The 25,970-nt window shown below is 41.8% G+C and carries 23 protein-coding genes; 14 read left to right on the top strand and 9 right to left on the bottom strand.

Annotated elements, in window-relative coordinates; all coding sequences use genetic code 11:
- On the bottom strand, positions 1-1,879 hold a 1,879-nt coding region (locus AAC854_RS01700), incomplete at its 3' end, for a DNA translocase FtsK 4TM domain-containing protein (protein ID WP_340615615.1).
- A gap of 138 nt (positions 1,880-2,017) precedes the next feature.
- Positions 2,018-2,512: a leucine-responsive transcriptional regulator Lrp gene (lrp, locus tag AAC854_RS01695; RefSeq protein WP_004256338.1), complete on the bottom strand. Its 495-nt coding sequence runs from the start codon at positions 2,510-2,512 to the stop codon at positions 2,018-2,020.
- A 631-nt stretch (positions 2,513-3,143) separates the two neighbouring features.
- Here lrp and trxB point away from each other — a divergent pair.
- The 5 genes from trxB to infA all read left to right on the top strand — a co-directional run bounded on the left by trxB (position 3,144) and on the right by infA (position 8,794).
- On the top strand, positions 3,144-4,103 hold the full coding sequence (gene trxB, locus AAC854_RS01690; protein ID WP_340615614.1) for a thioredoxin-disulfide reductase: 960 nt from the start codon (positions 3,144-3,146) through the stop codon (positions 4,101-4,103).
- A 104-nt stretch (positions 4,104-4,207) separates the two neighbouring features.
- Complete coding sequence (cydD, locus tag AAC854_RS01685; protein WP_340615613.1) at positions 4,208-5,977, top strand: heme ABC transporter permease/ATP-binding protein CydD; 1,770 nt, start codon at positions 4,208-4,210, stop codon at positions 5,975-5,977.
- Between the two features lie 2 nt (positions 5,978-5,979).
- Positions 5,980-7,722 (top strand): heme ABC transporter ATP-binding protein/permease CydC, encoded by a 1,743-nt coding sequence (gene cydC, locus AAC854_RS01680; protein WP_340615612.1) that lies wholly within the window; start codon positions 5,980-5,982, stop codon positions 7,720-7,722.
- A gap of 8 nt (positions 7,723-7,730) precedes the next feature.
- Positions 7,731-8,420: a leucyl/phenylalanyl-tRNA--protein transferase gene (gene aat / locus AAC854_RS01675; RefSeq protein ID WP_340615611.1), complete on the top strand. Its 690-nt coding sequence runs from the start codon at positions 7,731-7,733 to the stop codon at positions 8,418-8,420.
- Between the two features lie 152 nt (positions 8,421-8,572).
- On the top strand, positions 8,573-8,794 hold the full coding sequence (gene infA / locus AAC854_RS01670; RefSeq protein ID WP_045969938.1) for a translation initiation factor IF-1: 222 nt from the start codon (positions 8,573-8,575) through the stop codon (positions 8,792-8,794).
- A 108-nt stretch (positions 8,795-8,902) separates the two neighbouring features.
- Here the strand turns inward: infA and clpA are convergent, their stop codons facing one another.
- Positions 8,903-11,197 (bottom strand): ATP-dependent Clp protease ATP-binding subunit ClpA, encoded by a 2,295-nt coding sequence (clpA, locus tag AAC854_RS01665; protein WP_340615610.1) that lies wholly within the window; start codon positions 11,195-11,197, stop codon positions 8,903-8,905.
- Positions 11,198-11,228: 31 nt separating this feature from the next.
- Positions 11,229-11,549 carry an ATP-dependent Clp protease adapter ClpS gene (clpS, locus tag AAC854_RS01660; protein ID WP_340615609.1) on the bottom strand — a complete coding sequence of 107 codons (321 nt, stop codon included), beginning with the start codon at positions 11,547-11,549 and terminating at the stop codon, positions 11,229-11,231.
- A gap of 326 nt (positions 11,550-11,875) precedes the next feature.
- Between clpS and cspD the strand changes: the two genes are divergently transcribed.
- The gene (gene cspD / locus AAC854_RS01655; protein WP_187652885.1) at positions 11,876-12,106 is read left to right on the top strand and encodes a cold shock-like protein CspD; all 231 of its coding nucleotides are present in this window, start codon (positions 11,876-11,878) and stop codon (positions 12,104-12,106) included.
- 94 nt (positions 12,107-12,200) lie between these two features.
- Here the strand turns inward: cspD and macB are convergent, their stop codons facing one another.
- Complete coding sequence (macB, locus tag AAC854_RS01650) at positions 12,201-14,168, bottom strand: macrolide ABC transporter ATP-binding protein/permease MacB (protein WP_340615620.1); 1,968 nt, start codon at positions 14,166-14,168, stop codon at positions 12,201-12,203.
- A complete protein-coding gene (macA, locus tag AAC854_RS01645) occupies positions 14,168-15,319 on the bottom strand; it encodes a macrolide transporter subunit MacA (RefSeq protein ID WP_340615619.1) in 1,152 nt (383 codons plus the stop codon). Before macA ends, macB begins: the two co-directional genes overlap by 1 nt.
- A 354-nt stretch (positions 15,320-15,673) precedes the next feature.
- Here macA and AAC854_RS01640 point away from each other — a divergent pair, with 354 nt between their 5' ends.
- The 5 genes from AAC854_RS01640 (at position 15,674) to artM (ending at position 19,842) form a co-directional block, all read left to right on the top strand.
- Positions 15,674-16,588 (top strand): LysO family transporter, encoded by a 915-nt coding sequence (locus AAC854_RS01640; RefSeq protein ID WP_340615608.1) that lies wholly within the window; start codon positions 15,674-15,676, stop codon positions 16,586-16,588.
- A 226-nt stretch (positions 16,589-16,814) separates the two neighbouring features.
- The gene (gene artP / locus AAC854_RS01635; protein WP_340615607.1) at positions 16,815-17,543 is read left to right on the top strand and encodes an arginine ABC transporter ATP-binding protein ArtP; all 729 of its coding nucleotides are present in this window, start codon (positions 16,815-16,817) and stop codon (positions 17,541-17,543) included.
- 165 nt (positions 17,544-17,708) lie between these two features.
- Entirely contained in the window at positions 17,709-18,446 is a 738-nt protein-coding gene (gene artJ / locus AAC854_RS01630) for an arginine ABC transporter substrate-binding protein (protein ID WP_340615606.1), read from the top strand.
- Between the two features lie 11 nt (positions 18,447-18,457).
- Positions 18,458-19,174, top strand: coding sequence for an arginine ABC transporter permease ArtQ (gene artQ / locus AAC854_RS01625; protein WP_340615605.1), 717 nt, complete (start codon positions 18,458-18,460; stop codon positions 19,172-19,174).
- Entirely contained in the window at positions 19,174-19,842 is a 669-nt protein-coding gene (gene artM, locus AAC854_RS01620) for an arginine ABC transporter permease ArtM (RefSeq protein WP_340615618.1), read from the top strand. The genes artQ and artM overlap by 1 nt, the downstream gene beginning before the upstream one ends.
- A 109-nt stretch (positions 19,843-19,951) precedes the next feature.
- Here the strand turns inward: artM and rlmC are convergent, their stop codons facing one another.
- From rlmC to AAC854_RS01605, 3 genes are all read right to left on the bottom strand, one after another.
- Complete coding sequence (gene rlmC / locus AAC854_RS01615) at positions 19,952-21,082, bottom strand: 23S rRNA (uracil(747)-C(5))-methyltransferase RlmC (protein ID WP_340615604.1); 1,131 nt, start codon at positions 21,080-21,082, stop codon at positions 19,952-19,954.
- A gap of 24 nt (positions 21,083-21,106) precedes the next feature.
- Entirely contained in the window at positions 21,107-21,640 is a 534-nt protein-coding gene (locus AAC854_RS01610) for a type III secretion system chaperone family protein (protein ID WP_340615603.1), read from the bottom strand.
- Between the two features lie 84 nt (positions 21,641-21,724).
- Positions 21,725-22,036 (bottom strand): YbjC family protein, encoded by a 312-nt coding sequence (locus AAC854_RS01605; protein WP_340615602.1) that lies wholly within the window; start codon positions 22,034-22,036, stop codon positions 21,725-21,727.
- A 198-nt stretch (positions 22,037-22,234) separates the two neighbouring features.
- On the opposite strand from AAC854_RS01605, the gene AAC854_RS01600 reads away from it, so the two are divergent.
- The 3 genes from AAC854_RS01600 (at position 22,235) to AAC854_RS01590 (ending at position 25,952) form a co-directional block, all read left to right on the top strand.
- The gene (locus AAC854_RS01600) at positions 22,235-22,498 is read left to right on the top strand and encodes a GrxA family glutaredoxin (RefSeq protein WP_187652894.1); all 264 of its coding nucleotides are present in this window, start codon (positions 22,235-22,237) and stop codon (positions 22,496-22,498) included.
- Positions 22,499-22,973: 475 nt separating this feature from the next.
- The gene (gene ybjG / locus AAC854_RS01595; protein ID WP_340615601.1) at positions 22,974-23,582 is read left to right on the top strand and encodes an undecaprenyl-diphosphate phosphatase; all 609 of its coding nucleotides are present in this window, start codon (positions 22,974-22,976) and stop codon (positions 23,580-23,582) included.
- A gap of 1,065 nt (positions 23,583-24,647) precedes the next feature.
- Complete coding sequence (locus AAC854_RS01590) at positions 24,648-25,952, top strand: HAAAP family serine/threonine permease (protein ID WP_340615600.1); 1,305 nt, start codon at positions 24,648-24,650, stop codon at positions 25,950-25,952.
- The last annotated feature ends 18 nt before the right edge of the window (positions 25,953-25,970 follow it).

The raw sequence follows: 25,970 nt of genomic DNA, 5'->3' as shown, positions 1-25,970 counted from the left end.
GCGGTTGCTGCGGTTGCTGCGGTTGCTGCGGTTGCTGCGGTTGCTGCGGTTGCTGCGGTTGCTGCGGTTGCTGCGGTTGCTGCGGTTGCTGCGGTTGCTGCGGTTGCTGCGGTTGCTGCGCAAGAGTATGTTCAGTTTTCAACTCTTGGGAAGCAAGAGCCGGAACTATTTTTTTCTCCTGAACCTGATGAGTTGGGGCTTCTGTTGGCATAAATGCAGATTCAGCAGGCTGGCTCATTTGATAACGCTCACGTTGCTGCTGCTCAAATGCAAGCCGTAGCGCTTCTTCCTGCGCAGCCTGTTCATCTATATTTTCATCGACACTATTTTGCGGATTATTTTCCGTAAATGCCGCTACTCTGGGTGGTTCATATTTGGGTTGTTCATATACCGACGCAGCTTGTTGCTGATCCTTGCTTTCCGCTTCAAAAGCTGAACCATAGCGTTCACGTTGTTGTTCAAGGAATTGCTGACGCAGCGTGTTTTGCTGTTGCTCATCCATTTGCTGCTCATCAGCTTCCGCAATCAGTTCATTTTGCCTTTCTTTTTCTTCTTTTTGCAGGTGCTCTGCCAAACGATGAGAAGGCACTTTAATGCCATACAATTCCCGGCGTGTAGGTATTCTGACCGGATTAGGGCGAGGCATTTCAGGGCCAATCCCCTGCTTAACCTGCGGATTTCTCGTTACAGCCGCAGAACTTGTTATATCTGCCGCTGTATTTTTCAGATTGCTATTTTCATTGTGAGTCTGCGAAAGAGGGCCGGATTCTGATCCTGCATCCAATTGATAATCTGTTGGCAATTCAAATGAATAACGAACTGGTTCCCGTTCTTCTGCTGCCTTCTGCTTCAATTCATCTGGTGCAAACTCTGGCAAAGTCTCTGCTGACTGCATAGGCAGTTGTAAAGACGGTTCACTGTTAAATGAATTGTCAGCCATTTCTGAGAACACCGCTTCGTTTGCTGAAATGGTGGTAGCAGTTTCAGCACCAATAGGTTCAGGTGATTTATTTTCCGGAAGTGTTTCAGAAGGTTCCATAACAGGAGGGATTGAATCAACCGGTGAGGTTGAATCCGTATTCGCTAACTCAACGATTGTTGGCGCCGTCAACAATACATCATCTTCATCCATCGCTTCAGTCGTAACGGTTGCCTTAGTTATGTCACTTTTATCAACCTGCACAGAGCTTTCTTGTTCACTGGCGGAACGTTCAGAAACGACTTTATTTTCCAATTCGTCATCGTAATATTCCGCGTCATTACGGCTGCGGTTTACCACAAAACTAATTGAATTCAGAATGACTTCACCAATTTTTTCCGCAATCACAAGCCATGACCAGCCTGTAAATAGGGTAAAGCCAACAGCCCAAATGCCAAGCAGCGCCAATGTTGCTCCAAGAATATTGAACCAAGGCAGAATTGCATTGCTAAATAAGTTGCCGATAACGCCACCAGCGGCAAAATCATTTAAATCGTCAATATTGAGTGCGGCCAAGCCACATGAAGTCAATATCAGAGCTAAAGCACCAATGACGCGCAGTGCGAGTGTGAAGAAATCTACATACTCTTGCCTATCTTTCTGACGGAAAGCATTCCAACACCCTAAAAACATTAACGGTGGGACTGCATAGGCAAGAATACCAAATGCCGAGAATAGGATGTCTGATAACCAGGCGCCAACGCTGCCGCCCCAATTATGAACGGGTTCATGCCATGACGTTTGTGACCAGCTAGGATCGGATGGGTTGAAGCTGACAAGCGCTATCATTAAGTACACAGCACAAATGGCAATAACCAACAGGACAGCTTCTAACAGCCGGCGGCTACTGCTTATTTTCTTTAACTTAACACGTTTGTCTTCAGTATATTCCTGGTTCAAGAAAGACTCTCCAGGTTTTCATGTTGATTTAACGGAACAACGCTGAGGATAGCTCAGCGTTGAAACTGTATACATAAACAGGAGTGTACCTAAGTTTTTCCTGTTTTGCATCTGTACCTCATTAAATTAGGTAAAAGCTTAACGAGTCTTAATCACCAGACGGTTACTCTGTTTCACTTCTTCCATAACAACATAAGTACGAGTATCGTTAACACCAGGAAGACGTAACAGAGTTTCGCCGAGTAATTTACGATATGCGGACATATCTGGCACGCGTGTTTTCAGTAAGTAGTCAAAATCACCAGAAACTAAATGACATTCTTGGATTTCTTCCAGTTTCTGGACAGCAGTATTAAATTGTTCAAATACATCTGCTGCTCCACGGTTAAGTGTAATTTCAACGAATACCAGCAATGATGCATCCAGATAATGAGGATTCAGCAAAGCTGTGTAGCCAGAGATAAAGCCCTGACGCTCTAAGCGACGTACACGCTCCAGACAAGGTGTTGGTGATAAACCAACTCGCTTGGATAACTCCACGTTAGAAATACGGCCGTCTTTTTGCAACTCGTTAAGGATATTACGATCTATACGATCAAGATCTTTTCCCGGACGCTTCTTATTATCAATCATCTTATTGCTCTCTCTTTATATTCCTACACCCATAACTTTTCCCTATCTCTTTCAAGCAACTGAGCTGGAAAAGATGTCTTCAAAGGCTAAAGCTCAATCTATAACCAAGGTTTAAGGCCTACTGCAATATCCCGGAGTACGATTTTTTATCACCGTCTGACTCATACACGACTACCAAATCACCATTTCCCAGAATATTATCTCCTAAAACACTGTGTCTTTTAGAAAGCAGCTTAACGGCAATTTTTATATTCTATGAGAAAATCACCCACACTAATTTGCCTATTCTATAGAAACAATTGATTAGCGAGGTAGATAATTATCTCTTACGCAGATGTTTTCGCAAATGCACAGCCGATTGTCAAAGTAAATGAGCAAAAATCAGAACAACCTACCATACAAATTTTCAGTAAATCCTTTTAATAGCTCATTTCAGGCCTTAAACGTATAAATGATGTTCAATTCAGAAGGATAAATAATCTCTTCTTACATTTCACTTACATCATAGTTACTATCTATCGGTAAAATCGTTAATAACATGAATATTTTATCTGATAATTGCTTTTTTTAACTTATTATTTCTCCTACAATCCCTAAATCCGCAACATGCGATAATGGAAATGAGGTATTCATGAGCACAGCCAAACACAGTAAACTTATCATTCTTGGCTCAGGTCCTGCTGGTTATACCGCTGCTGTTTACGCAGCCCGCGCTAATTTAAGCCCTGTTCTCATTACTGGGGTCGAAAAAGGCGGCCAATTGACCACCACGACTGAGGTTGAAAACTGGCCCGGTGATCCTGAAGGGCTGACTGGCCCTGGCCTGATGGAGCGTATGTTCCAACATGCTGAAAAATTTCAGACTGAAATAATTTCTGACCATATTCAGAAAGTGGATTTCTCAAACAGGCCATTCCGTTTATATGGAGATGATCAGGAATATACCTGTGATGCGTTGATCATCGCGACAGGTGCTTCTGCCCGTTACCTCGGATTGCCTTCCGAAGAAAATTTCAAAGGTCGTGGCGTATCTGCTTGTGCAACATGTGATGGTTTTTTCTATCGTAAACAGAAAGTTGCTGTAGTAGGTGGTGGTAATACTGCTGTTGAAGAAGCTCTGTATTTAGCAAACATTGCTGCTGAGGTTCATCTGATTCACCGCCGTGACTCTTTCCGTTCAGAGAAAATCCTGATTGACCGCCTGATGGAAAAAGTCAAGAGCGGCAATATTATCCTGCATACCGACCGAACTCTGGACGAAGTTCTGGGCGACAACATGGGTGTGACAAGTATCAGCATTCGTGATACGAAAAGTGACAATACCGAAGAACTGGATGTAACCGGTGTTTTCATTGCTATCGGCCACAGCCCGAATACAGGCATCTTTGACGGTCAGCTTGATCTTGAGAATGGATACATCAAGGTGCAATCTGGGTTGCATGGTAATGCTACCCAAACCTCTATTCCCGGGATTTTTGCCGCCGGAGATGTTATGGATCACGTGTATCGTCAGGCCATTACTTCAGCAGGTACTGGTTGTATGGCGGCATTGGATGCAGAACGTTTCCTTGATGGATTGGCAACCAAATAATCCATTTTTCCTTAGAAGCGCTATTTCGGTAGCGCTTTTTGACAAGCAACATAAAGCTTGTTTTGATATTCCGTATCACTACCTGCTAATCAGAAGTTTTTCTTATGGACAAAACAAGACAAACTGAACTTGTTCGATGGCTAAGACAACAGAGTGCCCCTGCCCGTCGGTGGCTTCGTCTGTCCATGTTACTCGGGCTAATCAGTGGATTATTGATCATCTCTCAAGCCTGGCTTCTGGCTTCCATCCTCCAGGCCCTGATTATGGATAATGTGCCCCGCGAAAATCTCATCAATCAGTTTTTGATGCTGGCAGCCACTTTCACATTACGGGCAATCGCCAATGCTCTTCGGGAACGTGTCGGGTTTATTTGTGGCAAAGTTGTGCGCCAACAGATCCGAAATATGGTGCTGGATAAACTGGAGCAGTTAGGGCCTGTATGGGTTAAAGGAAAGCCAGCGGGAAGCTGGGCAACGATTATTCTGGAACAAATCGAAGATATGCAGGATTTTTATTCCCGTTATCTGCCTCAGATGGTTCTTGCTACCATAATCCCCATTTTAATTCTGGTTACCCTATTTCCGATTAATTGGGCCGCGGGATTAATCTTGCTGGTCACAGCCCCCTTAATTCCCTTGTTCATGGCGTTGGTAGGGTTAAGTGCCGCAGATGCCAACCGACGTAATTTTGTTGCCCTTAACCGATTAAGTGGTAATTTCCTCGATCGTTTACGAGGTCTGGAAACGTTGCGCCTGTTCCATCGAGGGGAAAACGAAGTTAAGCAGATCGCAGAGTCAACAGAGAACTTCCGCCACAGAACGATGGAAGTACTGCGCATGGCATTCCTGTCTTCGGCTGTATTGGAGTTTTTTTCCGCAGTTTCCATTGCCGTTGTTGCCGTCTATTTTGGTTTTTCCTATTTGGGAGAATTACACTTTGGCAGCTACGGAATGGGAGTTACGTTGTTTGCCGGCTTTCTCGCTTTAATCCTTGCCCCTGAATTTTTCCAGCCATTACGTGACTTAGGAACGTTTTATCATGCAAAAGCGCAGGCAGTCGGGGCAGCAGAATCGCTTTTCACTCTGCTTAGTAGTGATGGAGAACAAGCGGCAACCAGTGGCGAAGAAACACTGACAGATAAAGAACCCGTCGCTATTGAAGCCTGTGAACTGAAGATACTGTCCCACGATGGTCATCGACTTGCCGGCCCGTTGAATTTTACGGTGGATAAACACCAGCGAATTGCCTTGGTCGGAAAAAGTGGTGCAGGTAAAAGCTCATTGATCAATGTATTGCTGGGTTTTCTGCCTTATCGTGGCTCCCTCAAAATCAATGGCATTGAGCTACGTGAACTCAATCTCACTAAATGGCGCGAATGTCTGAGTTGGGTTGGGCAAAATCCACATTTACCAGAACAAACTGTGCTCGATAATATTCGTCTTGGTCAATATGGTGCCACGCAGGAACAAATCCATGATGTGATGGAAAGAGCTTATGTCAATGAATTTGTCCGCAATCTGCCAGACGGAATCAATACGGTAATTGGGGATAATGCTGCTCGTCTGTCTGTCGGGCAGGCTCAGCGCATCGCCGTAGCACGAGCGTTATTAAATCCCTGCCAATTATTATTATTAGATGAACCTGCCGCCAGTCTTGATGCGCATAGCGAACAGCATGTGATGATGGCTTTAAATCAAGCTTCTTACCAGCAAACCACATTACTGGTTACTCACTTGCTAGAAGAAACGCTGACATATGATCAGATTTGGGTAATGGAAAATGGGTTATTGATTGAGAAAGGTGAGTATCAGCGTTTAAGCCAGTCTCAAGGTGCATTTTCTCGTCTGCTGTCTCATCGTAGTGTGGAGCTTTAATCATGCGCGTATTACTCCCATTTCTCGCATTATACCGCCGCCACTGGTTTCTCATTAGCTTAGGTATGATATTAGCGATTGTGACTCTGCTCGCCAGCATCGGGCTGCTGACACTTTCAGGTTGGTTTCTTGCCGGCACGGCCTTAGCCGGATTCGCAGGGTTATATACGTTTAACTATATGCTGCCAGCCGCGGGTGTGCGTGGTGCTGCCATTTTCCGCACTGCGGGTCGTTATGCTGAACGACTTGTCAGTCACGATGCAACATTCCGTGTATTAGCTCATTTACGTGTTTTTGCTTTTCGGAAAATTTTGCCACTTTCTCCGGGAGGCATTGCCCGGTTCCGTCAAGGTGAGTTGCTAAACAGACTCGTTGCCGATGTCGAAACGTTGGATCATCTCTATCTGCGGGTTATCTCTCCAGTTCTTGCCGCATTTGTTGTGATTATAGTATTAACGTTTGGCTTAGGGTTCCTTGATATTACCCTTGCCTATACGCTCGGTGGCATTATGTTGGGGCTGCTATTAATCTTGCCTTTCGTGTTTTTCCAGGCAGGAAAACCCTATGGCAGAAACATTACCCTACAGCGCGCTCAATATCGCACGTTACTCACCAGCGCTTTGCAGGGACAAGCTGAATTAACTGTATTTGGTGCACTTAAGCGTTTTCGTCAATCCATGACGGCGATTGAAGGCGATTGGCTGAAAAGCCAGCAAAAACAGGCTAATTTGACAGGGCTTTCACAAGCCATCATGATTTTTTCTACGGGCATGACTGTAACACTGATACTTTGGCTCGCCGCAGCAGGTGTTGGAGAAAATAGTCAACCGGGTGCGTTAATAGCGCTATTTACCTTCTGTTCCCTTGCTGCTTTTGAAGCTCTTGGGCCAGTCACTATAGCATTCCAGCACATGGGACAGGTTCTTGCGGCTGCAACTCGTGTTTCTCAATTGATGCACCAAGAACCTGAAGTGGCTTTTCCTGATCACGGACCACAGGCGAATAGCTCTCTCAGCCTTGAGATAAAAAATCTTGATTTTACCTATCCGGGCCAACCTCAGCCTGTATTAAATGATATTTCTTTATCACTGACATCAGGCGAGCATGTTGCTTTATTAGGAAAGACCGGATGTGGCAAATCGACGCTTTTACAGTTATTAACTCGCGCCTGGGACGTTAATAATGGTGAAATCCAACTCAACCGGCATCCCATTTCCGACTATGATGAAGCAACACTCCGCTCAATGATGTCCATCGTTCCCCAACGTATACATGTGTTCAGCCACACTTTACGTGAGAATCTTTTATTAGCAAAACCCGATGCCAGCGATGATGAATTAGAAACCGTATTGCAACAAGTGGGCCTGGAGAACTTGCTAGGCAATGATAAGAAGCTAAACTGTTGGGTGGGTGAAGGCGGTCGCCAACTTTCCGGCGGAGAACAGCGCCGTTTAGGTATTGCCAGAGCGTTACTGCACAATGCCCCTTTAATGCTTCTGGATGAACCAACCGAAGGACTCGATTCTGATACTGAACAACAGATTTTGTCATTATTACACCGTAGTTGCCAGTACAAGACACTGATTATCGTGACTCACCGGCTGACAGGCTTACAACATATGGATCGGATCTGTGTTATGGATGAAGGACGTATTATTGAGCAAGGCAAACATGATGTGCTACTTGCCCAACAGGGACGGTATTATCAGTTTTATCAGCGTCAGAGCTATCCTACGCAGGAGTGATTCATTTTATGTTGATAGCTCAACTCGATAATTCATATGAATTTCCCGATCCAACCAATGCGATGGCTGAACCTAATGGTTTACTGGCATTTGGAGGAGATCTTAGTGCAGAACGCTTAAGAGTGGCGTATCATGAAGGAATTTTCCCGTGGTACTCGCCCAATGAGCCTCCTTTATGGTGGTCTCCCAACCCCCGGGCAGTATTAATTCCCGGGGAATTGCATACGGGCCGGACACTTCTTCGGTTTATTCGCAAACATACTTACCAAATTACGGTAAACTATGCTTTCGATGAAGTGATATATCATTGTGCACAACGACAAGAAGGCACTTGGATAGGGCCGGATGTTCTGCGAGGTTATCAAGCATTGCATCATGAAGGTTTGGCTCATTCAATTGAAGTTTGGCATGATCGCCAACTTGTAGGTGGTTTATACGGTGTTTGTATAGGGACATTGTTTTGCGGTGAATCTATGTTTAGCAGAATGGAGAATGCATCTAAGTGTGCGTTTGTCGCATTCTATCACCACTTTCTACATCATGGTGGCCGATTGTTTGACTGTCAGGTGTTAAATCACCATACAGAATCATTGGGCGCCAAAAATATTCCAAGGGAAGAATTTCTTCAGCATCTTTATCAATTGAGAGAGCAGCCATTACAATCGGGCTGCTGGTCTGAACAAGAGCTGGATTTATAATCATCACTTAGGGATTTATTCTGTTCACGGCGGGAATGTCATTATCGTCATACATGAAATGATGGTTTAAAATACGACATTCCTTTACATAATGATGGTTTTTCGGCATTATCGTGCCGATTAAAAACTATGGTTGTTACTTAGAGGATTAGATGGCCAAAGAAGACACTAATTTTGAAATGCAAGGTACTGTATTAGAAACACTGCCGAATACTGTGTTTCGTGTTGAATTAGACAACGGGCACGTTGTTACTGCCCATATTTCAGGAAAAATGCGTAAGAACTATATCCGCATCCTGACTGGAGACAAGGTCACAGTCGAGCTAACTACATATGACCCTGAAAAAGGCCGTATTACTTTCCGTAGTCGCTGATTAAGATACCTTTTAACACCACAGGGGATAGTATTTTCAGCATCCACCTGTGGTGTGGCTTTCGGTTTTTATCGCCAGCCTTTATCACTACTTACAGTCATCACTAACTTACAATACAGCATCTTCTGATTTCTTATTATTTGACTTATTCGACCTTTTGGCATCCTTAAAATTATATATTAATACTTGTTTGACCTTATCAAGCTTAATACTGACCGAGCCTCCATGCACCAAAGAACCAAATAATAATTCATTCGCCAATGGTTTTTTGAGGTTGTCCTGAATCACTCGAGCCATAGGACGTGCCCCCATAGCTTTATCGTAACCTTTGTTACATAACCACTGACGGGCGTCTGCACTGATTTCCAGAGAAACTCCTTTTTCATCCAGTTGGGCTTGTAATTCGACGATAAATTTATCAACGACTTGCTGAATAACCTCAGAAGAGAGTGCATCAAACCAAATGATACCATCAAGACGATTGCGGAATTCAGGTGTGAAAATCCGTTTAATCTCTTCCATTCCATCGGTGCTGTTATCTTGTTCAGTGAAACCAATGGATTTACGCTGTGTCTCACGTACCCCTGCATTAGTTGTCATCACCAAAATAACATTGCGAAAATCAGCTTTGCGGCCATTATTGTCGGTCAATGTCCCATTATCCATAACCTGTAACAATAAGTTAAAGACATCGGGATGGGCTTTTTCAATCTCATCCAGAAGTAATACAGAATGAGGATGTTTGATAATAGCATCAGTTAATAACCCTCCCTGATCATACCCCACATAACCCGGCGGTGCGCCAATTAAACGGCTAACAGTATGACGCTCCATATATTCCGACATATCAAACCGCAGTAATTTGACATTCAATACCTTAGCAAGTTGGACTGTCACTTCCGTTTTACCAACACCCGTCGGCCCTGCAAAGAGGAAAGACCCGACTGGTTTATACTCCTGACCCAATCCAGCACGACTCATTTTAATGGCTTCCGTTAAAGCCCCAATGGAGCGATCCTGGCCGAAGACCAACATCTTCAAACGATCATCCATTGTTCTCAGCACATCCTTATCACTCGCCGATACCGTTTTTTCCGGGATACGGGCGATGCGAGCAACAACGGATTCAATATCAGAAACATTGATCGTTTTCTTACGACGGCTGGACGGAACTAACCTTGTTCTGGCACCGGCTTCATCAATAACATCAATGGCCTTGTCCGGCAAATGGCGATCAGTAATGTATTTCACCGATAGCTCAACTGCTGCACGAATTGCCTTCGCCGTATAACGGACATCGTGGTGTGCCTCATACTTAGCCCGCAATCCATTGATAATTTGTACCGTTTCCTCTGGCGAGGGTTCAGCAATATCAATCTTCTGAAACCGACGAGCCAAAGCCCGATCCTTTTCGAAGATATTGCTGAATTCATGGTAAGTTGTCGAACCAATTACCCGAATACGGCCACTGGACAATAAAGGCTTAATAAGGTTGGCTGCATCCACTTGACCACCTGAAGCAGCGCCTGCACCAATGATAGTATGGATTTCATCAATAAAGAGAATGCTTTTTCTATCTTGCTCTAAGGTTTTTAACAAGGATTTGAAGCGCTTCTCAAAGTCACCACGGTATTTTGTACCCGCCAGCAGTGAACCAATATCCAGAGAATAGATAGTACAGCCCTGCATAACTTCGGGGACATTATTTTGTACAATACGCCATGCAAGCCCTTCTGCAATGGCCGTCTTGCCAACGCCAGATTCTCCAACAAACAGGGGATTATTCTTGCGACGGCGGCACAGTACCTGAACAGTTCTCTCCAATTCATTCTGACGCCCGACAAGGGGGTCAATTTGACCTTTTTGCGCCAATTGATTCAGATTAGTTGTAAAATTCTCCAACCGATCTTCACTGACTACCTGCTCTTCCTGAACCGGATTGATACTGTGGTGAGAATCGTTATCCGGCTCATCTTTGCGCGTTCCATGAGAAATAAAATTCACGACATCCAAACGACTGACATCATGCTTACGCAATAAATAAGCGGCCTGAGATTCCTGCTCACTAAAAATAGCAACTAAGACATTAGCTCCGGAAACGTCTGAACGCCCCGAAGATTGAACGTGAAACACAGCGCGTTGTAAGACACGCTGAAAACTTAATGTAGGTTGTGTATCTCTGTCATCATTTTCGGATAACAAAGGAGTAGTTTGAGCAATAAAATTCTCCAATTCCTGGCGTAACAGCGACAAATCAACTTTACAAGCCTCCAGTGCTTCCCGCGCCGATGTGTTACTTAATAGCGCCAGCAACAGGTGCTCTACAGTCATAAATTCATGCCTGTTATCCCTTGCTTTGGCAAAAGCAATGTTGAGACTAAGCTCCAGTTCTTGATTGAGCATAAGCACCTCCTCCTAAAATCAGTAAGCCAGATCAGACTTTTTCCAGCGTGCAAAGTAACGGATGCTCGTGCTCCTTAGCATACATGTTCACTTGCGCAGCTTTAGTTTCTGCGACCTCTGCCGTATAAATTCCGCAAACTGCTTTCCCTTTATAATGGACATCCAGCATTAGTTGCGTTGCTTTTTCAACATCATAAGAAAAGAACTTTCGCAATACGTCAACCACAAACTCCATAGGGGTATAGTCATCATTGTTAAGAATGACCTTATACATTGATGGCGGCTGTAGCTTTTGTTTTACGTCATCTTCAATAAATTCTTCAACTTTCAAACCGTTATAAAACTCAGTCATTATTCTTCCGCTGGGCATTTACTTTCCGCTGGATTTTAGTATGAACTAATTCATTCTACTGCTATATATTTTATCACTACATACAGCACTCTGCTTCCTCCCCCTTTGATTTACCGAATAAGGATTTCACCTAAAAATCGGATACCGTTATCTATATCAAACTTTAGCCATCTGAGACAGCTTGACGTTACTTATATGCTTGACGGCGTAATGAATTTCACTACAGTATATTTTATGAACACCGCATTCTGTCTGGGTGTCTGTTCATATTCTGAAATTTTTAGTGACTCCTAAATCCGAAATCGTGATACGAGGGATAGAGAAGTATGGAAACAGGTACTGTTAAATGGTTCAATAATGCAAAGGGCTTTGGATTTATTTGCCCAACCAGCGGGGGTGATGACATATTCGCTCACTATTCAACCATTCAGATGGATGGTTATAGGACGCTGAAAGCTGGGCAAAAAGTGAACTTTAGCGTTCATCAAGGCCCGAAAGGTAACCACGCCAGCCTTATTGTACCTTTGGAAGAAAGCTCAAAATCAAAAAAAGAGTGACCCAATAAATTCGTAATTCCACGCCACAAATAAACAATGGCCATTTGTGGCGTGCTATTTACTCCTCTGCTACTGCTACTTCCTTCCTTGCACACTACTCCCTTGCAAGCGCCTCTATAGGATCAAGATGAGCAGCGTTTCGTGCTGGCAGGAAACCAAAAACTATCCCAATGACTGTTGAACAACCAAAAGCGACGATAAATGCAGCAGGGCTATAAACGAAGTCCCATTTCGGTAATATCCACTGTGCAGTCAAAGATAAACTATATGACAGGGTAATCCCCAGTATGCCGCCCATTAGACAGACCAAGACAGATTCAATAAGAAATTGCTGCATAATATCGCTGGTTCTGGCACCGACTGCCATGCGGATACCAATCTCTCGGGTACGCTCTGTGACTGATACCAGCATGATATTCATCACGCCAATTCCACCAACCACCAAAGATATTACCGCCACTAGCGTTAAGAACATTTGTAAAGTTCGCGTTGTTTTATCAATTGCTTCAATTGTTCTGTTTACATTGTAGGTAGAAACATCTTTTTTACCATGATGAAATGCCAATAACTGCTTAAGCTTTTTTTCCGCTTTATTGGCAGAGTAGCCATCCTTCACTCTGACATCAATTGAATCCAAATAGCTTTTGTTTATCAGACGATCATTCATCGTGCTGTAAGGCAACCAAATTTGTAATGTGTTACCGCCATAAAACCCTTGCCCATCACCAATTACACCAATCACTGTCAAGGGTATATTTTCTAAAATGATCTCTTCGCCTATCACATTATTTTGGTAAGGAAACAACTTCTTACGAGTATAGTTGTCAATAATAGCCACTTGCGCCTGATGCTGAAGCATTTCTGAAGTAAAAGGCATGCCTTGAACAAACTTCATGGCGTATACATGGAAAAAATCACCTCCTACACCCAATACCGATGTATTAACATCAATATTGCCTCGACGCAAACGCCCACTTACCCTGAATTCAGGAGAAACTGCCTGAACATAATGTTGAGATTTTATTATTGGAATATCGGTGAGTTTCAGTGCCTGACTATCCAAGTCACTGGCATCATCACCAAAATCGCCACCCGGATAAATCTTGATGGAATTAGTTGCAATGGATTTAATATGTGATAGCACCATTGATTTTGCCGCATCACCAATCACCAGAATCGTTACAACAGAAGCAATGCCAATGATAATGCCAAGCATAGTCAGTAAGGTACGCAGTTTATTGATGATCATGGCACGCCACGCCATCAATAATGCTTCATTAAAACGCCCCCAAGTTTGTTGTACTGAAGAGTTTTTTACCCCCACAGAATTTATGCTCACAGGAGAAGAAAGAGGGGGCGATGTTTGTGTTAGGCATTCAGAAGGACGTGAATCACTCATGATACGCCCATCTTTAATTTCAATCACTCTTTGAGCCTGTGCTGCAATATTCGGATCATGAGTAACAATAATGACCGTATGCCCTTGCCGACAAAGTTGCTTCAAGATATCCATCATTTCCTGACCGGAAACACTATCCAGTGCTCCTGTCGGTTCATCAGCAAGGATGACTTGCCCGCCATTCATAAGTGCTCGGGCAATGCTGACTCGCTGTTGCTGTCCCCCTGAAAGCTGATTTGCCCGATAATTGACACGATTTTCCAGTCCGAGACTTTTAAGTAACCCGCCAGCCCACTCACGACGTTGCATTTTGGGAACACCTGAATAGATTGCCGGAATTTCAACATTCTGTTCTGCGGTTAAATGAGCCATCAGATGATAACGCTGGAAAATGAATCCAAAGTATTCCCTGCGTAATTCGGCCAGCTGGTTACTATCCAAACCGGCAGTATCTCTCCCGGCAACCCAATATTCCCCACTGCTGGGTTTATCCAGACAACCTAGTATATTCATCAAAGTTGACTTACCTGAACCGGAAGCACCGATAATCGCTACCATTTCTCCGGCGTGAATGGATAACGAAATATTATCCAAAACATTAACTTGTTCTTCTCCAGCAAGGTAACTGCGGCTAACACCTTTTAGTTCTAGTAACGTATTCATCATGATCCCTCTACATTACTATCACTACGACTACTTATCACGCGGTCATTTTCCTTCAAACCAGAAATAACCTGAACATTGATATTATTGAAAGCACCTGTCGTAATTTCACGTTTTTCTTCTTTTCCATTACGCAAGACACCAACTTCATATCGGGTAGAAGATATTTGCTTCCCCAAATCTGAAATTGGGATCATTAATACGTTATGTAAAATCTGAAGCTCTATCTTCACTTGAGCAGTCATTTGCAAACGCAGAATATGTTCAGGATTCGGAACCTTAAAACGGGCATAGTAGAAAACAGGGCCAGATTTATACGTCATTTCACCATTAGGTGTGCTTGCCGTTCCCTTAGGTGTTGGCAAGATATCTTCTAAGACACCGTGAAACTGTTTTCCGGGTGCTCCCAGAATAGTAAATGATGCTTTTTGTCCGGGTTTCAGATTTATGACATCTGCTTCTGATACTTCTGTATTAACCATCATCGTATCGAGGTTTGCAATTGTCAGGATAGTCGGAGCTTGCTGTGCGGCTATCACAGTTTGTCCCTGAAATGTTTTAATATCCGCCACAATTCCTTCTATGGGGGCGAGAATGTTGGTGTATTGCAAATTTGTTTCAGCCGTATCAAGTTTGGCCTTATTTTGCTGAATCCGTGCATTAAGGTTATCAACTCTGGCAGCTTTAGACTGCACGTCTGCTTTACTGACATCCAACTCCTGAGGAGATGTTGCATTTAATTTAAGCAATTTTTTTTGTCTGCTTATTTTAAGCTGAGCCAGTTTCAGCTCTGCTTGTGCACCGCGCAGATCGGCCTGCAATGATTTTGCCGTTTCTTGCGCTTCTATCACAGCATTTTTGGCTGTCTGTGGATCAATTGTCGCCAGTAATTGACCTTTTTTAATCTTTTCTCCCAATTTCACATACAATTCTTTCAATTGACCACTAACCTGAGAACCTACATCAACTTTACTCACTGCATCCAATTTACCTATAGCCAAAACACTTCTTTCAAAGTTACCCTTTATGACTGTATTAGCTTGATATGTGACAGGTTTCGGCAGGAATGAGAAATAGCACCATACCGATGCAATGGTAATGAGGATAAGCACTGTTGCGATCCAACGAGACTTAACAGAAAAAAGATTCATCAACAAAGCTCCACCATTAGAAAATAAAACTTCGTTACGCCAATGTACTGTAGATGACATCAACGAATCCTATCAACTAGATATTTCCGATTAGAAAAACATCTAAAACCGGAAATTTCTACACGTTCCAGAAACATATATTCCCCCTTTATCCATCAGATTTACTTGATTTCATTTATAACAACCACTCTATTAGAGATTTAAAAATGCGTTGAATTTCAGTATGTTTACCCTTATCCTATTTGTTATTTTAGTGTAAATATTTTGTTTGCATACGCTTATTAGCTCTTATGACTGGTTTTAATTATTAGAACTAGATAAAAAAACATCTCTTACTGGATAAGGATAGGAATTATGTATTCAGGATTGTTAATTATTCTTTTGCCTTTAACTCTGGGCTACCTTATTCATCTGAATAATAAATCGACACTCACTCTGGTACACCAGTTACTCAATGTCATGGTTTATACCATTCTTGTTCTGATGGGCATCAGCCTCGCCATGTTGGAGAATCTGGGCAGTAATTTGTTTTCTATCTTGCTGTATGCAACAACGTTTTTCCTATGCACCTTTATCATTAATATGCTAGCGCTTTTCCTATTGGATAAACGAGATCCGTGGATTATTAATACACATAAACAGGAAAAGCCAGCTTCCCGATTACATATGGTGCTAGATTCTGTCAAATTATGTGGCGCATTAATATTAGGGTTTCTTATTGGCTTAACAGGCTGGTCATGGTTCCAGTTTTCCAGCCGTGCCAGTGAAGTTGCATTGATTTTTCTACTATTCCTGGTTGGCATTCAACTGCGCAATAACGGCATGAGCTTAAGGCAAACGCTGTTGAATCGCCGTGGTACGATCATCGCCATAGTCGTTGCCATCAGTTCTCTGCTAGGCGGTGTGCTGGCTGCATTTTTGCTGGGATTACCTACCAAGACAGGTCTTGCCATTGCATCGGGATATGGTTGGTACTCCCTTTCGGGAATTTTAATTTCCGATGCTTATGGGCCGGTACTTGGGCCGGTACTTGGCAGTACAGCATTCTTCAATGACTTAGCTCGTGAACTGGCTTCCATTATGCTCATCCCCATGCTAATAAATCGCTATCGTTCAACCGCATTAGGTTTAACAGGCGCTACTTCAATCGATTTTACCTTACCTATCTTACAACGCTGTGGTGGTGTAAGTATCGTACCAGCAGCCATTGTCCATGGTTTTATATTGAGTTTAATGACTCCGTTGTTCATTGCATTTTTTACTCAATAAAGAACAACCTTGATTTAACATATAAACTGACTAAAAAAACTTTTCTGGTATGAAAATCAATCCAATTAGTAAAATAAAGAGCAAAAAACAATCCTAAAAAATGCCTATTACTTGATTAGTTAAGTGACTAATGTAATGAAAACAACAATTTTATGCAGAAATTATTGCATAGTTATGCTTATAGGATTAATATCTCAACAAATAACTAACTATTCATATTTTTCGCATGAGCATTCAATTAAAAAACATAAATTGTTTCTATGGTAAACATCAGGCTCTATTCGATATCAATTTTGAATGTACATCAGGAGAAACTGTCGTATTGCTGGGGCCAAGCGGGGCTGGCAAGAGTTCATTGCTACGTGTTCTGAACCTACTGGAGATGCCTCGCTCCGGACAACTCAATATGGCAACTCATCAATTTGATTTTAAGCAGCAACCCAATCACAAAGAAATTCTGGCATTACGACAAAAGGTTGGCATGGTCTTTCAACAATACAACCTGTGGCCACATTTAAGCGTAATGGATAATTTGATTGAAGCGCCTTGTCGAGTCCTGAAATTGTCTAAACAACAAGCCCGGGAAAAGGCAATAAAACTTCTCTCTCGTCTCCGTTTGGATGAATTCGCCAACCGTTTTCCACTGCATCTTTCTGGCGGGCAACAACAGCGTGTCGCCATTGCAAGGGCGTTAATGATGGAGCCGCAAATTCTGTTGTTTGATGAACCCACTGCTGCACTTGATCCGGAAATCACCTCTCAGGTTATTGATATTATTAAAGAGCTGGCAGAGACTGGTATCACGCAAGTTATTGTGACCCACGAAGTAGAAGTAGCTCGTAAAACAGCAAGTCAGGTTGTATATATGGAACAAGGCCACATTATCGAAAAGGGTGACGCAACTCATTTCATGCAGCCTCAGACAGAAGCCTTTGCTCATTATTTATCACACTGATATACCATACAGGATCTGTTATACCTAATAGGTTTCAAGTTCAAGTTGCCTCCCAGCGAATAAAGTACAACTTGAATGGTTGAGGATATATATCGATAATCGGTTACAAAACAAACATCAATAACAATTATTGACCACAACATTTATGAACAACAGGATATGGCTATGAAAAAATTATTGTTTGCAGTTTTGTTGAGTGCAATGACCTTATCGGCAGCCGCAGCAGAAAAAACGACTCTCCGTTTTGCAACAGAAGCCACTTACCCGCCATTTGAATTTATTGATGCAAACAATAAGATTCAGGGATTCGATGTCGATTTAGCAAATGCCATATGTGCAAAGCTTCAGACTGAGTGCACATTCACTAACCAATCTTTCGACAGCCTTATTCCCAGCCTGAAATTTCGCCGTTTTGATGCACTGATGGCAGGTATCGATATTACGCCCGATCGCCAAAAACAAGTTGATTTCACCCATACCTACTATGATAACTCGGCCATTTTCATTGCCCTCAAAGGAAAATTCGCTCACATTGGCGATCTCAAAGGTAAACAAGTTGGAATACAGAACGGAACTACACACCAAAAGTATTTGATGGAACAACATAAAGAAATCAAGACCGTACCTTATGATAGCTACCAGAATGCAATTCTTGATCTGAAAAATGGTCGTATTGATGCTGTGTTTGGCGATACAGCAGTCGTTAATGAGTGGCTGAAAAAGAATCAGGAATTAGGTACTGTTGGTAACAAAGTAACAGATAAAAACTACTTTGGTACTGGTTTAGGGATTGCAGTTCGTAAGGGCAATACTGAGTTACTGAACAAACTGAACAAGGCACTGGCTGAAGTTAAACAAGATGGTTCTTATGACACCATCTATAAAAAATGGTTTGAACAATAAGCTGGATCCCAATGAATGAACTACAATCTTTAATCAATGCCGCCGGAATTACCGTCGGCCTTGCCATCTCTTCACTTATCATTGGCTTAGTGCTGGCAATGCTTTTTGCCACGTGGGAATCCATACGCTGGAAACCTGTCGCTTTGTTAGGCTCCTGCTGGGTTACATTGATCCGGGGGCTGCCTGAAATTTTAGTCGTTCTCTTCATCTATTTCGGCAGTTCACAACTTCTAATCATGTTGTCAGAAGGTTTTGAAGTTAATCTGGTTTTCTGGCAGTTCAACATACAGATGGAAATTGATAACTTTGATGTCAGCCCTTTCCTTTGTGGTGTCATCGCCCTTTCACTATTGTATTCCGCGTATGCTTCACAAACGCTGCGGGGAGCATTGAAAGCCATCCCAATAGGGCAGTGGGAAGCAGGTCAGGCATTGGGGTTAAGTCAAACCCGCATATTTTTTCGTCTGATTATGCCGCAGATGTGGCGTCATGCCCTACCCGGACTCGGTAATCAATGGCTAGTTCTGTTGAAAGATACTGCTCTGGTTTCCCTAATCAGCGTTAATGATTTAATGTTACAGACAAAAAGCATCGCAACTCGAACACAAGAGCCATTTACATGGTATGTGATCGCTGCGGCTATCTATCTGGTCATTACATTGGTGAGCCAATTTATTCTTAAACAACTTGAAATGCGCACCACTCATTTTGAACGGAGTGCTTCATGATGTTTGAGTATATCAAGGATATTTTACCGGGCCTGCAAACCAGTCTTAGTCTGACTTTCACAGCATTACTGACTGCATTTATGTTGTCGGTTGTCTTGACTATGATTCTGACAATGAAATTGCCCGTACTCACCCAATTGGTAAAAGGCTATATCACGCTATTTACCGGAACGCCTCTTCTCGTTCAATTTTTTCTGATTTATTACGGGCCGGGACAATTCCCATCAATAAAAGAATATCCGTGGTTATGGCAACTTATGTCAGAACCGTGGCTATGTGCAATGGTTACGCTGGCATTGAACAGTGCCGCCTACTCAACCCAATTGTTTTATGGTGCGGTTAAGGCCATTCCCGCAGGGCAGTGGCAATCTTGTCAGGCTCTTGGTATGTCCAAAACACATTCTATGCGCATTCTGCTACCTTATGCTTTTAAGCGGGCGCTTTCTTCCTATTCCAATGAAGTCGTGCTGATTTTCAAGAGCACTTCGCTTGCCAGCACAATCACTTTATTGGATATCATGGGGCATAGTCAGCTTCAATTCGGTCGCAGTTATGATGTCACTGTATTCGTTGCCGCCGGTATCATTTACCTCTGTGTCAATGGTCTTTTAACACTATTAATGCGTATGATCGAACAGCGGGCATTATCATTTGAACAACGCAATTAATCACCGTTGCTATTTAATTAACCGGAGCATATTTTGCTTACTCCCGTGATAACCTCAAGTTATCACGGGAGTAAGCAGGTAAAATCAGCAGATTACTTTATATCAAGAACTAAACATCAAAAACCAACAATGCCAATGTTTCATAATGTTCAGTGTGGGGAAACATATCAAATAACTGAACTTTCTCTATTCGATATTGTTTGAGCATAGCAATATCTTTTGCCATCGTCTGAGCATTACAGCTTGAATAGAGAACAAACTTGGGAGCCATCCGACCAAGATATTCGCAAAGTTCTTTGCCAATACCTCTGCGAGGAGGGTTTACCAGTACTAAATCAGGTAGTTGTGATTTATCAAGCGCAAAATGAGTAGAATCCAGCGCCTGAAATACCACATGTTCCAACCCGAGGCTTTTGGCTGAATTTTTAGCACAATCAATAGCTTCAGCACTGATTTCGATCCCCGTCAGCTTGGTTTCTTTATCTGCACAATGCAAACCAAAACCACCTGCACCACAAAACAGATCCCACATGCTGCTGATATTTAATTCCCTGACCCAACGCCCTGCCGTTGCATACAACCCGGAGGCAATATCTGGATTCGTCTGGAAAAAACTACGCGGACGAATATACAACGGGATACCGTTAAAAGTTTCCTTCAACATCCTGGATTCAGTGAAAATGATCTCTTTTTCACCTTCCAAAATTGCCATATGAACCGGTTGGATATTGGCGGAAACCACTGTCACTTGTGGCAATTGTTTCTGCAACCATGGTAATGCACGCTCTAACTGAACCAGTTTTGTTTCTGAACGCAAAACAAAGCGCAGCATCATTTCACCATTGGCACGGCTTTCCGTCAGAAGAATATATTTCAATTCTCCTTTCTTACGCTCAACGTTATAGGGAACTAAGCCAGCTTTAGCGATAAATATTTTTATTGCATCAAATACTGGCTGAAAATATTGTGGGTACAACGGACAATCACAAAGATCGACGGTTCTACCATCACGATGCAACATACCAAGCAACGGGCGCTCAACACTACCACTCACTACCATCTTGGCTTTATTACGAAACCCACTGATCTGGCTGGTCACTGGCGGTAGCCAGTGTATTACTGATGTTTCCTGTAAAAGTTGTTTTAAATGTTGTTGTTTATCAGATAATTGCTGTGAATAGGACTTATCGAGCCACTGGCAGGAGTGACAATGCCCCGCGGTGTACTGCACACATTGCATTGTAAAAAACCGTATCAAAAAATATTAGTGCAAAGTAAATGTTGATGTATTCGTAGAAGCCAATGATTCTTCATCTTCCGCTTCTACTTCCACTTCTACTTCTATTTCCATCTCACTTTCCATATCATGATTGACATAGAGAAGATTATTGCTGTGAATTTCGAAAATCACATTAGCAATTTGTTCTTCACCTTGCTGCATAAAATTGGAAAACTGCGTGAAAGTCATACCTGCTGCGATGGGAAATGCCTGACAAACAATCAGCTTAGGTAAGTTTTCATCCTGAACATCAAGAAATGCCTTAACTGTCAGGGAACTGGCATTAATCTGGCTCAAATTGGCAACCAATGGAATGATCGCGGTTGGCCTAACTTCTGCCAGAGCAGAAAACAATACGATATCACCCAACAAATCGATCTTGGCATCAAACAGGCCATCGATATTCTGCATATGAGGCAAATGCAGGACTGAGTTTGAATCATTCTCAAAATAAGAAATTTTGAGCCGTTCAAGCCATGTGCGCAATGTTGACAAATCGGGAATAACCATAGAATCCATCGAAATTAACCTCATATGACCAAGAAGTTACACATGCTACTTTGGGAAACGCCCTATTGAGTAGCAGCATGACCAATAATTAACCTATTTTATTTTTTCATCATCAGAAAAAGACTGATGATTTTTATCTGCTTTCTTATGATCAATTCCCAAAAAGGAAAGATTATAGACCGCACGCCAGATAATATGGATAGCTGCTGGTATCAAGCAACCGATACCCAATAAGATCATAGCAATGTGAGCTTCTGTCGTCATTAATAAAGGTGATAGAATTACACTATCAGTGATCGACAAATATGCCAAAACTAATAACCCGATACCCAATACTTCCAATAAAATAACCAAATTGGGCATATCAGCCAATGAACGCATCTCTTTTGATGGGTTTATTTTCATTTTTGACCTGCTTTCTCAGCCTTAAAAATAGATCTTCTGTCACTTATCGTCAGGCTATCATACCTCAATCCCGCCAATTGGCAGGACTAATTACAACAAAAGGCAATTCCTGCTTTTTTTTGCGGGCACTTACAGGCATAGTAACTCCGGATGACAATCTATAAAGTTCACGATCATTACCACTAAGGAGTTGTTTGTATGTATACTGTCATTTTTGGCCGCCCGGGTTGCCCATACTGCGTTCGTGCTAAAGAACTCGCTGAAAAATTAAAAGCAGAGCGAGACGATTTTGATTATCGCTATGTTGATATCTGGGCTGAGAACATCACCAAAGACGACTTATCAAAAACAGTAGGTAAACCTGTTGAAACTGTTCCTCAAATTTTCATTGATGAAAAGCATATCGGTGGCTGCACTGACTTTGAAGCTTACGCTAAAGAAAATCTAGAGCTATACAAATAACAAAAAAATAACTAGCCAGAACGCAAAGCATCAAAAAATCCGCTATCCAGCCGAAAACGTTTACCTTACTGGATAGCGGTGACCTTAGCTATACCCCTTTCAAAAAAAATTCACCCCTCAGAAAAAATTTTTCGTTTTTTTTTCTCAATGATGAGAACTTTCATTCCATAGTGTAGTCTTAATTATTGCCACTGCTTTTCTTTGATGTCCCCATATTGAGGAGCCCGATAGTCATCCACTTTGGTTAAAGGCTATCGGGTTTTTTTGTTGTTTTTGTGTTAATTACAAGAGAGAGATGACTTTTCGTTACTATCACCGCTATATTATTTACTCATATGGTTTCAACAATAGTTAAATAAAGTGATGAATCAAAGTGATCATATTTATGGCTTTGTATTATAAAATTACTATTTTAACTTTAAGTTGCTAAAATAAAATCATCATGTTACGTAAATATCACGTTTGTGAGGCTACTTTGCTAGAACAACTTAACCACAAATTGTTTCTTTTTATCAATGCAACACCCGATTCATCACCCGCAATGATTTGGCTTGCAGTCTTTATCGCAAAATATTTAGTATTTGTTTATCCCATCACATTGGCCATTTGTTGGCTTTGGGGAAAAGAAGAAGCCATCACACATCAACGTACAGTCGTCAGTAAATCCTGTATCGCTTTTGCCTTTGGAATGGCAGTATCCTATATCCTTGGCATACTTGTTCCACACGCCAGACCGTTTGTTGAAGGTTTTGGCTATAATTTTCTCTATCATGCCCCTACGGAATCTTTTCCGAGTAACCATGGCACAGCCGTATTCACTTTCGCATTAGCATTCATCTTATGGCATCGGATCTGGTTAGGTGTAAGCCTAATAGTTATCGCCTGCGCCATTGCTTGGTCCCGTGTCTATGTTGGTGTCCACTGGCCGATTGACATGATTGGAGCATTTTTGGTGAGCCTATTAGGATGTGCTTTTTCTCAGGTATTTTGGGTCCTATATGGTGAACGCTTGCAAAGTAAACTTACCCGCCTTTACCAGTTCTGTTGTGCATTCTTGATCCGAAAAGGGTTGGTAAAAAATTAACCAAATTTCAAAGCCATATCCTATTAGATTGCAAATTGCAGCGCTGCACAATTTGCAAAATGAAAGGTAACGATATGTCGCTGGAAATTCGTTACTGGTATGAATTTCCAGTGAACATTTACATTTTAAATCCTAATCCCTTAATGTAATTAGGTTTACCTTAAATCCAGTAAGCTTGTTAAATTTAAGGTTTTATTTTATTCAATTTATTTCGTAACATTTATGTTACTCTATGTAAACAGACAAAATATCCAAATAAAATTCTTCGTTATATTTAACAATACACAACCACAAAATGATTACCATTTCTTCATAAATACAGATTCAATGACTGATATTTATACACAACGATCAACTAAAGATAATAGCTCCGTTAACACATAATCAATAAAAACAAAGTAATAAGAAAAAGAAAAAACACCCTATTCAACCAAGAAGAAAAGTCTTATTTTTTATTAAAAATCAATATATTATAGAATGCTTCGTGTTAAACCAGAAAGACAAAAATAAAAAATTAACATTAATTATATTTATTTAAATATTCATTAACCAACAATCGACAAAATTATTAATATATGAATATTATTGAATGATAATATAGGTCAATATGAGAACTTAAAACAAAAATAATGATATCATCCTTATTAAATTCTTCATTCTATTTTCTTTAATATTTGATTAACATTTCAGCAAAGATTTATAACATCTTTCCTTTTTTATATAAATCTTGCAATTGCGAGAGTGATCACGGTACATTTCACTGAAAATAAATATATTTCCCCTATCAAAAGTCAGGAGTTAAGTTTTTTGATTTGGGCATTAAAAATACAGTGAACAAGAGTTACAGCTCCTTTTCCTTTGTTTAAATGTTCTGTTTTAAATGAACACATTTTGGCCAAATTATTAATTTAGTAATAAAAATGTAGTAATAAAAACGTTTAGATAAACATCAACGCAATATCTGACAACTTATTATTCATATAAAAATCCAACTCGCGCATTTAATTAATGTGCGAGTTTAGCAGTTTTTAAATTTTACTTTACCGCGTTATTTCGGAGATATTTATGGACACATCTCAATCAGGTGCAATCGCATCCCCTGCTGCCAGCAAAAGCGAACTTGCTACCTGGCGTAAATCAGACACTGTATGGATGTTGGGGTTATATGGCACAGCCATTGGTGCTGGTGTTTTGTTTCTTCCCATCAATGCTGGCATCGGTGGCCTGATTCCGCTCATTATCATGGCGATACTCGCTCTTCCCATGACATTTTTTGCTCACCGTGGGATGTGCCGTTTTGTTTTATCTGGCAAAAACAACGGTGGAGATATCACCGGCGTGGTAGAAGAACATTTTGGTAAAGTTGCAGGTTTTCTGATCACTATTCTCTACTTCTTTGCTATTTATCCTATCCTGCTGGTTTATAGCGTGGCGCTGACCAACACAGTAGAAAGTTTTATCGTAAACCAGTTACAAATGAGCGCTCCACCACGTGCACTGCTGGCCCTTATCTTGCTTCTTGGTGTAATGAGCATCGTCCGCTTCGGTGAGCAAGTTATCGTCAAGGCCATGAGCGTGCTGGTATTCCCATTCGTCACTGTTTTAATGTTGTTGGCTGTGTATTTGATTCCTCATTGGAACACCGCTATCTTTGATACTCTGTCACTGGACAGTGCGATGTCGTCAACAAGCAGCCATGGCCTGCTATTCACTTTGTGGCTGGCGCTCCCTGTTATGATTTTCTCTTTCAACCACTCTCCAATCATTTCTGCATTTGCAGTAGCAAAACGTGAAGAATACGGTGAACATGCAGAGAAAAAATGCTCACGCATTCTAGGTTATGCTCACATCATGATGGTAATGACTGTCATGTTTTTTGTCTTTAGCTGCGTACTGAGTCTGTCTCCTGAAAATCTGGCAGAAGCAAAAGCACAGAACATTACTATTTTGTCTTATCTGGCTAACCATTTCCGTGTACCCACTATTGAATATATAGCTCCATTCATTGCTTTCATTGCCATTACCAAATCTTTTCTTGGTCACTATCTGGGTGCCCGTGAAGGTTTCAATGGTATTGTGAACAAGGCGTTGAGCTCTCAAGGCAAAACAATTCAGCACAAAACGCTGAATCGTATCACTAGCCTCTTTATGTTAGTCAGTGCGTGGATCATAGCCACACTTAACCCAAGTATTCTGGATATCATCCAGTCACTGGGTGGCCCTGTTATTGCCATGATCCTGTTCATCATGCCAATGTATGCCATTCATAAAGTTCCGGCTATGCGCAAGTATGCTGGCAAACCAAGCAATATCTTTGTTGTTTTAGCCGGTTCAATTGCTATTTCTGCGGCAATTTACTCAGTCATGTAATCAACGTAAAAAAGCTGC

It is taken from the genome of Xenorhabdus entomophaga (assembly GCF_037996725.1).
GTDB lineage: Bacteria > Pseudomonadota > Gammaproteobacteria > Enterobacterales > Enterobacteriaceae > Xenorhabdus > Xenorhabdus khoisanae.
This window is presented reverse-complemented; position numbering and strand designations above follow the sequence as displayed.

What these genes read in the sequence shown, in the direction of transcription:
- lrp (WP_004256338.1), bottom strand. Translation starts at nt 2,512, where the DNA reads ATGATTGATAATAAGAAGCGTCCGGGAAAAGATCTTGATCGTATAGAT.
- trxB (WP_340615614.1), top strand. Translation starts at nt 3,144, where the DNA reads ATGAGCACAGCCAAACACAGTAAACTTATCATTCTTGGCTCAGGTCCT.
- cydD (WP_340615613.1), top strand. Translation starts at nt 4,208, where the DNA reads ATGGACAAAACAAGACAAACTGAACTTGTTCGATGGCTAAGACAACAG.
- cydC (WP_340615612.1), top strand. Translation starts at nt 5,980, where the DNA reads ATGCGCGTATTACTCCCATTTCTCGCATTATACCGCCGCCACTGGTTT.
- aat (WP_340615611.1), top strand. Translation starts at nt 7,731, where the DNA reads ATGTTGATAGCTCAACTCGATAATTCATATGAATTTCCCGATCCAACC.
- infA (WP_045969938.1), top strand. Translation starts at nt 8,573, where the DNA reads ATGGCCAAAGAAGACACTAATTTTGAAATGCAAGGTACTGTATTAGAA.
- clpA (WP_340615610.1), bottom strand. Translation starts at nt 11,197, where the DNA reads ATGCTCAATCAAGAACTGGAGCTTAGTCTCAACATTGCTTTTGCCAAA.
- clpS (WP_340615609.1), bottom strand. Translation starts at nt 11,549, where the DNA reads ATGACTGAGTTTTATAACGGTTTGAAAGTTGAAGAATTTATTGAAGAT.
- cspD (WP_187652885.1), top strand. Translation starts at nt 11,876, where the DNA reads ATGGAAACAGGTACTGTTAAATGGTTCAATAATGCAAAGGGCTTTGGA.
- macB (WP_340615620.1), bottom strand. Translation starts at nt 14,168, where the DNA reads ATGAATACGTTACTAGAACTAAAAGGTGTTAGCCGCAGTTACCTTGCT.
- macA (WP_340615619.1), bottom strand. Translation starts at nt 15,319, where the DNA reads ATGAATCTTTTTTCTGTTAAGTCTCGTTGGATCGCAACAGTGCTTATC.
- AAC854_RS01640 (WP_340615608.1), top strand. Translation starts at nt 15,674, where the DNA reads ATGTATTCAGGATTGTTAATTATTCTTTTGCCTTTAACTCTGGGCTAC.
- artP (WP_340615607.1), top strand. Translation starts at nt 16,815, where the DNA reads ATGAGCATTCAATTAAAAAACATAAATTGTTTCTATGGTAAACATCAG.
- artJ (WP_340615606.1), top strand. Translation starts at nt 17,709, where the DNA reads ATGAAAAAATTATTGTTTGCAGTTTTGTTGAGTGCAATGACCTTATCG.
- artQ (WP_340615605.1), top strand. Translation starts at nt 18,458, where the DNA reads ATGAATGAACTACAATCTTTAATCAATGCCGCCGGAATTACCGTCGGC.
- artM (WP_340615618.1), top strand. Translation starts at nt 19,174, where the DNA reads ATGTTTGAGTATATCAAGGATATTTTACCGGGCCTGCAAACCAGTCTT.
- rlmC (WP_340615604.1), bottom strand. Translation starts at nt 21,082, where the DNA reads ATGCAATGTGTGCAGTACACCGCGGGGCATTGTCACTCCTGCCAGTGG.
- AAC854_RS01610 (WP_340615603.1), bottom strand. Translation starts at nt 21,640, where the DNA reads ATGGATTCTATGGTTATTCCCGATTTGTCAACATTGCGCACATGGCTT.
- AAC854_RS01605 (WP_340615602.1), bottom strand. Translation starts at nt 22,036, where the DNA reads ATGAAAATAAACCCATCAAAAGAGATGCGTTCATTGGCTGATATGCCC.
- AAC854_RS01600 (WP_187652894.1), top strand. Translation starts at nt 22,235, where the DNA reads ATGTATACTGTCATTTTTGGCCGCCCGGGTTGCCCATACTGCGTTCGT.
- AAC854_RS01590 (WP_340615600.1), top strand. Translation starts at nt 24,648, where the DNA reads ATGGACACATCTCAATCAGGTGCAATCGCATCCCCTGCTGCCAGCAAA.